The 11,700-nt window shown below is 34.9% G+C and carries 13 protein-coding genes; 8 read left to right on the top strand and 5 right to left on the bottom strand.

Annotated elements, in window-relative coordinates; genetic code table 11:
* Positions 1-8 precede the first annotated feature (8 nt).
* On the bottom strand, positions 9-545 hold the full coding sequence (locus IPM51_02340) for an NAD(P)H-dependent oxidoreductase (protein ID MBK9283140.1): 537 nt from the start codon (positions 543-545) through the stop codon (positions 9-11).
* A 115-nt stretch (positions 546-660) separates the two neighbouring features.
* On the opposite strand from IPM51_02340, the gene IPM51_02335 reads away from it, so the two are divergent.
* From IPM51_02335 to IPM51_02305, 7 genes are all read left to right on the top strand, one after another.
* Complete coding sequence (locus tag IPM51_02335) at positions 661-1,341, top strand: metal-dependent hydrolase (protein MBK9283139.1); 681 nt, start codon at positions 661-663, stop codon at positions 1,339-1,341.
* A 2-nt stretch (positions 1,342-1,343) separates the two neighbouring features.
* Positions 1,344-2,177: a ParA family protein gene (locus IPM51_02330; GenBank protein MBK9283138.1), complete on the top strand. Its 834-nt coding sequence runs from the start codon at positions 1,344-1,346 to the stop codon at positions 2,175-2,177.
* Between the two features lie 42 nt (positions 2,178-2,219).
* Complete coding sequence (locus tag IPM51_02325) at positions 2,220-3,116, top strand: ParB/RepB/Spo0J family partition protein (GenBank protein MBK9283137.1); 897 nt, start codon at positions 2,220-2,222, stop codon at positions 3,114-3,116.
* 12 nt (positions 3,117-3,128) lie between these two features.
* On the top strand, positions 3,129-3,632 hold the full coding sequence (locus IPM51_02320) for a metallophosphoesterase family protein (GenBank protein MBK9283136.1): 504 nt from the start codon (positions 3,129-3,131) through the stop codon (positions 3,630-3,632).
* Positions 3,633-3,638: 6 nt separating this feature from the next.
* Positions 3,639-4,115 carry a hypothetical protein gene (locus IPM51_02315; protein ID MBK9283135.1) on the top strand — a complete coding sequence of 159 codons (477 nt, stop codon included), beginning with the start codon at positions 3,639-3,641 and terminating at the stop codon, positions 4,113-4,115.
* 79 nt (positions 4,116-4,194) lie between these two features.
* Positions 4,195-5,397: a PD40 domain-containing protein gene (locus IPM51_02310; protein ID MBK9283134.1), complete on the top strand. Its 1,203-nt coding sequence runs from the start codon at positions 4,195-4,197 to the stop codon at positions 5,395-5,397.
* Positions 5,398-5,555: 158 nt separating this feature from the next.
* Positions 5,556-6,410: an OmpA family protein gene (locus IPM51_02305; protein ID MBK9283133.1), complete on the top strand. Its 855-nt coding sequence runs from the start codon at positions 5,556-5,558 to the stop codon at positions 6,408-6,410.
* Between the two features lie 93 nt (positions 6,411-6,503).
* Here IPM51_02305 and IPM51_02300 read toward each other — a convergent pair whose 3' ends face one another.
* The 3 genes from IPM51_02300 to IPM51_02290 all read right to left on the bottom strand — a co-directional run bounded on the left by IPM51_02300 (position 6,504) and on the right by IPM51_02290 (position 10,170).
* Positions 6,504-7,418, bottom strand: coding sequence for a hypothetical protein (locus IPM51_02300; GenBank protein ID MBK9283132.1), 915 nt, complete (start codon positions 7,416-7,418; stop codon positions 6,504-6,506).
* A gap of 95 nt (positions 7,419-7,513) precedes the next feature.
* Positions 7,514-8,938, bottom strand: a complete 1,425-nt coding sequence (locus IPM51_02295; GenBank protein MBK9283131.1) for an AAA family ATPase — start codon at positions 8,936-8,938, stop codon at positions 7,514-7,516.
* 20 nt (positions 8,939-8,958) lie between these two features.
* Positions 8,959-10,170 carry a bifunctional 3,4-dihydroxy-2-butanone-4-phosphate synthase/GTP cyclohydrolase II gene (locus IPM51_02290; GenBank protein MBK9283130.1) on the bottom strand — a complete coding sequence of 404 codons (1,212 nt, stop codon included), beginning with the start codon at positions 10,168-10,170 and terminating at the stop codon, positions 8,959-8,961.
* A gap of 110 nt (positions 10,171-10,280) precedes the next feature.
* On the opposite strand from IPM51_02290, the gene IPM51_02285 reads away from it, so the two are divergent.
* Positions 10,281-10,883: a CoA pyrophosphatase gene (locus IPM51_02285; GenBank protein MBK9283129.1), complete on the top strand. Its 603-nt coding sequence runs from the start codon at positions 10,281-10,283 to the stop codon at positions 10,881-10,883.
* Here IPM51_02285 and IPM51_02280 read toward each other — a convergent pair.
* Positions 10,873-11,655 (bottom strand): hypothetical protein, encoded by a 783-nt coding sequence (locus IPM51_02280; GenBank protein MBK9283128.1) that lies wholly within the window; start codon positions 11,653-11,655, stop codon positions 10,873-10,875. The two genes, IPM51_02285 and IPM51_02280, sit on opposite strands and share 11 nt — an antisense overlap.
* Positions 11,656-11,700 lie beyond the last annotated feature (45 nt).

Raw genomic sequence — 11,700 nt, 5'->3', positions numbered from 1 at the left:
TCCCAAATTTATACGTTGCAGAATTGTATAAAACCCGCTATTTGATCTGCGCAAACTTTTTCCTGAACTGCATCCACTAAAACACCCTCATTATTTATCACCTGATCCAATTTTGATATAGGAAGCTTGTTATGAAAAACATTCATTTTTAAATAATTCAAAATTCCATTTAAATGATCCAATCCTCTTAAATTACCGGCTCTCCCAACAGAAACGCCAACCAAACAAGCCTTTTTATCTTTCCAAACATGCGTAGGTAAATGATCAATAAACAATTTTAACACACCCGGAAAACTTCCATTGTATTCCGGTACTACGAAAATAAATGCAGAAACATCCAACAAATAACTTTTAATTATTTCATCAAATTTAGGATGCCGGGTTTCCGTTAAAATATACCGCATCCAGTCTTCCGGCAAAGTATTTAAATCGAGTATCTTAGCCTCATGACCTTGTTTACTTGCGATTTCAGCATAAATTTTACTCACTTTTAATGTGTTGCTTTTAGGTCTGCTTGTGCAGCTTATAATGAGAATTGGATTCATTTTTTATTAACAGCTTACAGCTTGATGGATTGCTTTTGTTAAAAACTAAGGCTTCCTAAAGTCCGTATTAAGTTTAATTTTACAAACGCCTCATGGGCAATTTTGTTTCTTAATTATGAACATCACCTATTATGGTCATTCTTGTTTTGGAGTTAAAGTAAATGGTAAAAATTTGCTTTTCGACCCCTTTATTAGCCCTAATGAGCTTGCGGCAAGTATTGATGTGAGTAAGATTGAAGCCGATTACATCATTATTTCACATGGTCATGAAGATCATATTGCCGATGCCGAACAAATTGCAAAAAGAACAAAAGCTAAAGTTATTTGTAGCTGGGAAATTAATGTTTGGTTAAGCGAAAAGGGAGTCATTAATATTCACCCAACCAATATTGGCGGTAAAATTCAATTGGATTTTGGAAGCATTAAATGCGTGAATGCTGTACACAGCAGCTCTTTACCCGACGGAAGTAATGGAGGAAATCCCATGGGATTTGTGATTGAAAGTTCAGAGGGCAATTTTTATTATGCAGGAGATACAGCCTTAACCTACGATATGAAATTAATAGGGGATTACAGAAGCATTGATTTTGCATTTTTACCCATAGGAGATAATTTCACCATGGGAGTTGATAATGCCATTATAGCTTGTGAATTTATTAAATGCAATAACATCATAGGAATGCATTACGATACATTTGGATATATAAAAATTGATAAAACAGAAGCGATTCATAAATTTTCGGCAGCGGGAAAAAATTTAACGCTCATGGAAATTGGAAAAAATATAAATATATAATTATGGGAAAAGTTATAGCCATTGCAAACCAAAAAGGCGGAGTAGGAAAAACAACATCTGCAATTAATTTAGCTGCTAGTTTAGCGGTTTTAGAATATAAAACATTATTAATTGATGCCGATCCGCAATCCAATGCAACTTCAGGTGTGGGCATTGATCCGGCCAATGTTAAAGCAGGATTATATGAATGTATAATCGAAGCCACGCATCCAAAAGATGTTATTCTTAAAACGGATACACCTTACCTTTGGTTATTGCCAACCAATGCCGATTTAGTGGGTACAGAGGTTGAATTGGTGAATTTAACCAATCGCGAATACATGATGAAAAAGGCCATTGATAAGGTAAAAGACAAATATGATTTCATCATTGTTGATTGCTGCCCTTCTTTGGGATTAACAGTAATCAATTCGCTTTGTGCGGCTGATAGTGTAATTATTCCGGTACAATGCGAGTATTTTGCCTTAGAAGGAATGGGAAAACTACTTCAAACCATTAAAATTGTACAAACTCATTTAAATACCAACCTAGATATTGAAGGTGTTTTACTTACCATGTTTGACGGACGTTTACGTTTAGCGAATCAGGTAGTTGAAGAAGTAAAAACACATTTCCAGGATATGGTTTTTGATACTTTAATTCAAAGAAACACCAAATTGGCAGAAGCCCCAAGTTTTGGAAAAACTATTATCATGCATGATGTTGCCGGTAAAGGTTCAACAAACTATTTAAATTTAGCCAGAGAAATTTTACAAAGAAATGGCTTAACCAAAATAAGCGACAGTGAAAGAACTATAAATATTTCCGAAGAGTCGGAATTGAGTGAAGATATTTAAAGGAAAATAAATAAGGAGTTAAACGGAGTAGAATAGAAAGAAATGAGTACAGGAAAAAAACCGGCATTGGGAAGAGGCTTAAGCGCCTTGCTTGAAAACGCAAAAACAGATATTACCACAAAACAAACCGGAGACGCTGCCCCTGTTGTGAACAGCGTTTCTGTAATTAAACTGGCACATATTGAAGTAAATCCCTTTCAACCCAGAACTAATTTTGATGAAACAGCATTACAGGAATTAAGTGCCAGCATTAAACAACATGGCATAATTCAACCCCTAACACTTAGAAAACTGGGCTATGATAAATACCAATTAATTTCAGGCGAAAGAAGATTCAGAGCTTCACAAATGGCCGGATTACGTGAGGTGCCTGCCTACATTCGCGTGGCTGATGATCAAGCCATGCTCGAAATGGCGCTGGTAGAAAATATTCAAAGGGAAGATTTAGATCCTATTGAAGTATCATTATCTTACAAAAGATTAATTGACGAATGCAATTTAACGCAAGAACAATTGAGTGAAAAAGTTGGAAAACAAAGAAGCACGGTAACTAATTTTTTACGCTTATTAAAATTGCCCGCACCAATTCAAAAATCATTGCGCGAAAGTGAAATTTCCATGGGCCATGCCAAAGCACTTATCAATATTGAAAACGAGGATCGTCAATTAGCTATTTTTGCCCTAACCCTTGAACAAAATCTTTCCGTACGACAAATTGAAGAATTAGCAAGAGGCGAAAAATTAAAATTAAAACCAAAAATAAATCGTTTGGTTAAACCATTAATGGCTGAAGATAAAATCATAAGTAAGCAACTAGATAAAATTTTCCCTAAAGCTTATACCCTTTCACGTAATAGTAAAGGCGGCGGAAAACTTGTATTAAGTTTTAGCGACGATGAAGAATTACGTCAAATCATTGCACATTTCGGTATTGAATAAGTTATATTTCATTTGAAAAAAATCTTATTGATATCAGATTCACATTCACATCTAGATCAAAAATTAATAAAGCATATTGAAGCCGCTGATGAAGTTTGGCATGCCGGAGATATAGGCAATTATTCGGTTTGTGAGGAAATAATTAAGCTGAAAAAACTCCTGGCTGTATATGGAAATATTGACGGCCAAGAAATCCGAACAAGCTACCCTGAATTTAATATTTTTAATTGTGAAAAGGTAAAAGTGTTAATGACGCATATTGCAGGTTCTCCATCCACCTATAATCTATCTGTTCGCGAAAAAATTAAAGAAACTAATCCCAATATTTTAATTTGTGGGCATTCACACATTTTAAAGGTAATGTATGATAAAAAAAATAATTTGTTGTTTATGAATCCGGGCGCTTGTGGAGTTCATGGCTTTCACAATGTAAAAACAGCCATAAAATTTGAAATTGAAGGGGAAGAAATAAAAAATTTAGCTATCATTGAGCTCGGTAAAAGAACATCCACATAATTAAACATGCAAGATTCGAATAATAACATTACTTTTTCTGAACAAGATTTAATACGATTTACAACGGCACAAAACAACGTTTTAAAAAAAGTAGTTTGTATACTTTGGCAAAATAGCACCAACGAAAATGATATTGTAGAATTAATAGACCGGGTTGAGTTTACTTTTGAAAACGGTACATCCTTAAAAATAGCCTGTAACAACGAAGGAACCGGATTGATGACCACCGAAGAGGATGCAAAGCTTATTGCAGCCGAGCTTAAAAAAGAATTTAACGGTAAAATAAAAATCTTTAAAGTTGATGCTTCAAGCACAGCTATGTGGAAAGATATTATCGATAAGAAATTAGATATGGTGCAGTTAACTAAAGAAAATGAAGCCTATAAATCAGATTCCCTGCTTCTTAACTTTGGGCCTGAAACCAGAATTATTTCTGTTCATCCGCTCGATGGTTTAATCATCGATTTTTATGAACCGGACTAGGTGTATTAGTTTTTTGCATTTGGTTCTATAAACAGTTATGAATCAATAAATTTGCTACTTTTAACGACTAAATCACACCATGAATAAAGGCTATTTAAATGCAAAGCGTAATTGTATTAGCACAAATGTAATATTATTTGTACTGCTAATCGCTCAATGCTTTTTCACCAACTCCATAAAAGCACAACACCCCGGCGATGTAAATTTATTGATAGCCGATAAAAAATTCATTAGAGCCGACTACATGGGTGCAGCGGCGATATATAAAAAGCATTTATCTAAACATGAGGGAGACTTTTACACCACTCGGCAAATAGCAGTTTGTTATAGCAGGGTTTATGATCATGATCAGGCCATTGATTATTGGACACCCATTTATACCCACGCAAAAGCCAGTGATCAAGACCGAATGGAATATGCAAAATGTTTACTTGCTAATTATAGAAATGAAGAAGCTACTCGCGTATTTAACGAACTAAAAAATAGTAGAGATCCTATTGTAATGGCATGGAGTAACGCCTACAGCAATCCGAAATTTTTTACTGAAGATGCCTCTTTACTTCACATCATTCCTGTAACAGGTTTTTCATCGGATGAGCACGAGGCTAATCCTGTTATTTATAAAAGTGAATTAATTTATATAACGGATAAAGACAAAAATTTTCTTCAGAAAATATTTGATTTTAAAAAGAAGAAAAGTCAAATCTTTTCTGCTGTGAAAGTGGATAGTGTAACCTGGCAAAAAGGAAAAATTTTCAACCCCATTATACAGCGCGACAAGGTTAACGGTTCGGTTGCATTTACTCCGGATGATTCTGTAATGTATTTTACAGGCTGTTACTCGAGCAAAGAAATGAAAAAAGCCGGATATGGTCACGGAGCCTCTTTATTAAGAATATTATTTACAGAAATAAACACATATGGTGTAGCTCATCCGGAAGTGCAGCCATTTATACACAACTCTTCTTCTTATAATACGGCCTATCCGTTTATAGATAAAAGTGGCACAAAATTATATTTTGCGAGTGATATGCCCGGAACGTTAGGAGGATATGATATTTGGGTATGTGAAAAAATAAATGGCACTTGGGGGCCTCCAAAAAATCTGGGGCCACATATAAATAGTGGCGGCAACGAAATTTGCCCACATCTTTCCAACGAAGGTATTCTCTACTTTTCAAGTGATGGGAAACCGGGAATGGGCGGATTAGATATATTCTTCGCAGATCCATCAGGTGATGAAAGTATTTTTATAGAAGCAGAAAATGCGGTATTGGTTTAAATTCTCAATTCAATGATTTTGGCGTATTTCTACTTCCGGATGGTAAACGAGGATACTTTTCATCCAATCGCAAAAATGGAATGCGAGACAATGACATTTACTATTTTATAAATCAAAAACCGGCATCTTTTTTTGCCAAATTTAAAATTATAGATTCAGTGGAGAGAACAAGTGTAGCAGCGGAAATTTCTATGCTTACTGCCAATGGTACAATTGGACAGGCTGTAGATTCAGGAGGAGTGTTTAAAACCAGACTGAAACCGGGACGTGAATTTAATATTTCAGCAAAAGCTGTTAACTATCACCCGTACACCTCAACCCGGTTAGCTACTGATGCCGATACCTTGGTGTATTTAGAAATGATTCCTAAATCGCGAAAATGTATTGAAGGCAAAATTATTGATAAAGAAACTAATCTGCCTTTAGTTGGAGTTAAAGTTGCTATATATGATGAAGACGGAAATAATTATTTAAACTTGATAACCGACGAAAGTGGTTCTTATAAAGTTTGTCAGTTGCCCTTGGACAAGGATCTTTATATAGGCGCCGAAAAAAGACCCGAATACTTTACAAATACAGAAAGATTTAGAGTAAGTATTGAAAATGATATTAAAAAAGATTTACTCACACAAAAAATTGTAATTGGAAAAGCTATTAAAATTGATAATATTTATTTTGATGCCGGAAAATTTAATGTGCGTGATGATGCCGCCGTAGAATTGGATAAATTGGTTAATTTGATGAAAGCTAATCCGGATATTATAATAGAATTAGACTCGCATACCGATTGTAATGGTTCCTCCTCTTCTAATTTAATATTATCTGATAAAAGAGCTAAGTCAAGCGCTGCTTATATTGTGAGTAAAGGAATTGCCGCCAATCGAATAAAAGGAAAAGGATTAGGCGAAACCAAATTGATTAAGACTTGTAAGTGTGAAGAATGTTCGGAAGAAGAACATGCGGAAAACAGAAGAACAGAATTTAAGGTAACCGGATTCACCAAGAAAAAATAAATTTAGTTCGACTTTTTAGTGATAGTGAATTATGCAAGATTGCAGGAAACTATTATTATAGTTAGTCACTTTATAGAAGTAAGTATAGATTTATTAGAATTTAGAACGTAATCGAGAACGTTTACGTTTTTGTTTGAAGATATACCCGAAAGTTAATTCCAGAGTCACGTAAGAATCATATTCATCATCTCCTCTTTGCGCCCCTATCCCATCAGCATCAGGCTTAGTGGCGCCAGGAATACTTCCTAAACTTGGATCAGCCATTTGAGCAGATAAAGGTCCATAGGCATCAAATAAAGCCTTGTTATCATAATAACGTGTGGCAACATCGTCAATATAATCAGTCCAAGTTTTACGATAGGCAAACTCAGCACCAAAAGACCATTTTTTGTTGATAATCACTTTATAATACAATCCCAAAGGCATACAAACAGACACACGCTTGTATTGTTTTGGTCCGCCCGGTAAGCCCTGTCCCTCTGTATGAAGTGGATGTAATTTAACCCAGGTTCCGTTTGGCGCTAAACCTTTTGGATTAAAATAAAAGCCACCTACACCAATAAAGAAAAATAAATTCTGATTGTTGTTTTTCATCCTTCGGCTTAAGGTCTTTTTAATACCATAACGGTTTCCGGACTTGTTACTTTGATAACCAATTTCAATTCTGCCGGAGAGTTCGAAAATTTTTGATTTAAAATTTAAATTTCTATTGTTACGGTATTGTTCTTGTGTTAACTTATCATCTCCTCTGATAAAAGCGAAATTAAATTTACTGGCTACATTTAACCAGCGCTGAAGTTTATAACGATACCCTAATCCAAATGCACTTTTTGTAACCGGAAAATCAATATCAACCGGACTATAATCTGTACCAACTTGATCTCTTCCTCCTAAATCACCTAAGAAATTTGAAGTACCGGCACTAATGTATAATTCCTTACGCCACTTCTTCCAATCACCCGGGCGACTAAAATTTTGCGCACGGAGGTTCAGAGCGAAGGCGCTCAAAATAAGCAATGTACAGAGATACCTCATAAAAATAACCTAATAAAAATACAATAATAACCTGAATACGTGAAAAAATTCATTCCACAAATACATAACTAATTGAAAAACAAATCGTTGAAATTAAGTAAATACACCTTTTTGGTACCCCTGGTGATGGCTGTGTACAACCAACGCAAAAAATTACGATCCATTTCATCTTCCTTTATATACCCTTGGTCAATAAAAATAACCGACCATTGACCGCCTTGAGATTTATGACAAGTTATTGCATAACTGAATTTCACCTGCAGCGCATTGTAATACTCGCTGTTTCTTACATACGCAAGCTTGGTGGATTTGGAATGAAAACTTTCTACGTCTTCAATCACCTGATCAAATAAATGCTTTTGTTGTTCTTGACTCAATGCCGGCGTATCTGTATACAAACAGGAGGTTAATATTTTAACTTCTTTTTCGCCTAACTCTTCATTATCCAAAAAGCGTACCACACAATTTGCAAACGCAAAACCATATAATTCCTCCCTATTTTTTATTTTGCAAATTTCGGCCATTTCACCATTGGCGATAAATGAATTTTTTTCTGATGATTTGGTCCAAAAATAATTATTCTTTACAATCATTATTCTATCGCCGGTACAAAAATCTTCTTCGTAATATTTAATTCTGTTTCTATAACTTTGGTTAAACAGATTTGCTCTTTTATTACTTCGGGTAATAACCAAAACCTCCTCTTCACCATATTCTGAAATTGCATTTTGAATGGCATCTTCCAATTCGTCTCCGTTAATTCGTACAAAATCAGCAGTGCATTTAAATTTAGGTAGTAAAAAAGCTGATTCAAACAAACTAACTCTTAGCATAGTTGCATTATAAAGTATACCGCTTTGTTCTTCTTGGCGGGCAACTTCTTTTAATTCATAATGATTTAATTCTAAATGAAAAGCTGATTTTAAAAAATCTATATTCAACGCCGGACTTAAATCGCTTCCTACCGGTGGTAATTGAGCGGTATCTCCACAAATTAATAATCGGCAATTATCGCCGCTGAATACAAAAGAAAATAAATCCTGTAATAAGGAGTTCTGGCTAAAACTTCCACCTTCGCTTGCATCTCCAATCATAGAGGCTTCATCCACAATAAACAAAGTATTTTTATGTGTGTTATCGGCTAAAAAAAACTGAATGCTTCCATTATCTGATTCTGTCTTGGCATATATTTTTTTATGAATGGTAAATGCCGGCTTTCCGGAATAAGCAGAAATAACTTTTGCGGCCCTGCCGGTTGGAGCCATTAAAACGCATTGCATTTTAATCAGCGATAAACTATTATTTAATGCTGAAATTAAATTTGTTTTACCTGTACCAGCATAACCTTTTAAAACAAAAACCGAATTTAAATTAGTTGAAAAAATAAATTGACTTATTTTTTGAATTGCTTCTAACTGTCCGCTATTTGGCTTAAATGGAAGTTGTTCGGTAAAATATACCGCAAATTTTTCAGGTGTATAACTTTTTTGAATCAATGATTATTAAAACCGGGTCAAAAGGTATGTCCGAGTTTATCCTTTTTAGTGGCTAAATATTTTTCATTATGCGGATTAGATGGAATGACCAATGGTATATTATCTACAATTTCTAATCCATACCCTATTAAACCGGCTCTCTTTTTGGGATTATTGGTAATTAATTTAATTTTCCGAATTCCCAATCCTCTTAATATTTGTGCACCCACTCCATAATCTCTTTCATCTGCTGTAAATCCTAATTGTAAATTGGCTTCTACTGTATCCAAACCATTTTCCTGTAATTTATAGGCTTTCAATTTATTTAAAAGGCCAATACCTCTGCCTTCCTGGTTCAAATAAACGATTACCCCTTTACCTGCTTTCTCAATTAACTTCATGGATTCATGGAGTTGAGGTCCGCAGTCGCAACGACAACTTCCAAAAACATCTCCTGTTAAACAACTCGAGTGCATTCGAACTAAAACAGGTTCCTCCTCTTTCCATTCTCCTTTTACTAAAGCCAAATGTTCTTGTTCGTTGGTATCAACTTTAAAGTCTATTAATTTAAATTCGCCAAAAGTCGTTGGCATATTAACCTCTACTTGTTTGGTCACAAGAGTTTCCTTCTCTAAACGATACGAAATTAAATCTTTGATGCTGATGATTTTTAAATCGAAACGTTTAGCAATTACCATTAACTCCGGAAGCCTGGCCATGGTACCATCTTCATTTAATATTTCTACCAACACACCACAAGGCGCAAACCCGGCCAATACAGCAATATCAACTGTAGCTTCAGTATGTCCGGCTCTTCGAAGCACTCCGCCTTTTTTTGACTTTAAAGGGAAAATATGTCCGGGCCTACCAAACTCAGAAGCTTTGATATCCGGATTAATTAGAGCTTTTACTGTTTTACTGCGATCGGAAGCTGAAATACCGGTGGTACAACCGTGACCCAATAAATCTACCGAAACGGTAAATGGGGTTTCGTGTAAAGAAGTATTTGCCGGAACCATCATGTCTAATTTTAATTCCATTGCACGCTCTTCCGTTAGTGGGGCGCAAATTAATCCACGCCCATGCGTGGCCATAAAATTAATTACTTCAGGAGTTGCATTTTGAGCAGCTGTTATAAAATCACCTTCATTCTCTCTGTCTTCATCATCAACTACAATAATGACTTTACCATTTTTTACATCATTTATTGCGTCCTCAATCTTATCGAGTTTATAATTAATCACATCCATCGGTTAACATTTACTTTTAAAAAATTCTCAAGCAACAACAAATTTACTTAATTTCAAACGCTTTTAGGGCTTTTAATTTGGAACAAGACATAAATAAACTCAAAATTATATTGACGGAAACCCTTCCGGGAGAAGATGCGCAATATATGATGGCTCCATTAAAGAGACAAAAGTTAAATGCCAACGAACTTGAAAACGAAGATTACCGAAAAAGTGCGGTTATAATACTATTATGCACAGATGTAAATGGTCATTATTACATTCCTTTAACCGAACGATTTGCCTATGATGGCGTGCATAGCGGCCAGGTAAGTTTGCCGGGTGGGAAGTGTGAAGAAGATGATGAAGATCCTGCCATCACAGCGTTGCGGGAATGCGCAGAAGAAATAGGTGTTGAAAAAAACGATGTAGAAATTTTGGGTCAATTAACTCCATTATATATTCCCGTAAGTAAGTATCTGGTGAACCCAATCGTTGGGTTATGCACTATTCCAAATCCGGACTTAAGAAAAAATCCGCGTGAAGTTAAGCACATTGCTAAATTGTTAGTAAATGAACTCATGAACGAGAATATTGTACGTACCGGAAATATTAAATTAAGAGATAAACAACAAATAGAAGCGCCCTATTTTGCCGTACAAGATTTAAAAGTTTGGGGAGCAACAGCAATGATTTTGAGTGAATTTAAAACACTCTTAAAAACTATTTCTTAAACTCAGTCATTGTGTTGTCATAACACAAATAATAACCGCCCTTAGATAGATTATCTATTTTAACAAATTTACCAAAACCCTTTTTCACGACTACCCCATAGGCATCGTATATTTCATATCCTGTTTCTGAACTAAAATCTATACCATTGTTGTGTCTTGGTATAGCAAATGAAGGTTTGTTAATAGCAGAACGAACGCTTACTACTTGAGAATACTTAGTAATGGAATTCATTCCTTTTTGTTTTAACCTGTATTTATTCTCTCCGCTATGCATAACTACCTGAAATGAGTATTCATGTGTTTCAGGTGTACCAATACCATTTACTTCGCCAATTGGAATCCATTTGTTCCACTTAAACTGTTCAACAACATAAGGTAGAGATCCGGCCTCATTTTTAGTACTCCACTTTAATAAGCCGGAAGGATTTAAATTTAATGTCAGTATTTCAAATGTTGGCTTTGGCTTAAGGTCTTCCAAGTTTAAAACCTTAGGCATACAACCATCTTGATGAATAATTTCGATTGTAACATTTTGTCCGTACTTCAATTGTAAAGAAGCTAAATCAATTTCAAAAGCGCTTGAATTGGTTTCATCTGTGGTGATTTTTCCGTTTACCTTAATTTCCTGCGCACAAAAACCAACACCATTACTGCTGTATGCATTTTGTACAAAAACATTTTTGTTTTGATATTTTCCTTCAACCACTAGCGTTGCACTGAAAAAATTCAGTGAAATAATACTTAAAACTGCTAAACCTACTTTTCTTTTCATTTATCCTTTAAACACTTTTTTACGAGCACAAAGATAGAATTTTTA

The sequence above is a fragment of the Sphingobacteriaceae bacterium genome (assembly GCA_016715905.1).
In the GTDB taxonomy this organism is placed as follows: domain Bacteria; phylum Bacteroidota; class Bacteroidia; order B-17B0; family Aurantibacillaceae; genus Aurantibacillus.
Note: the sequence above shows the minus strand (reverse complement) of the source record. Positions and strands in the feature narration are given on the sequence as shown.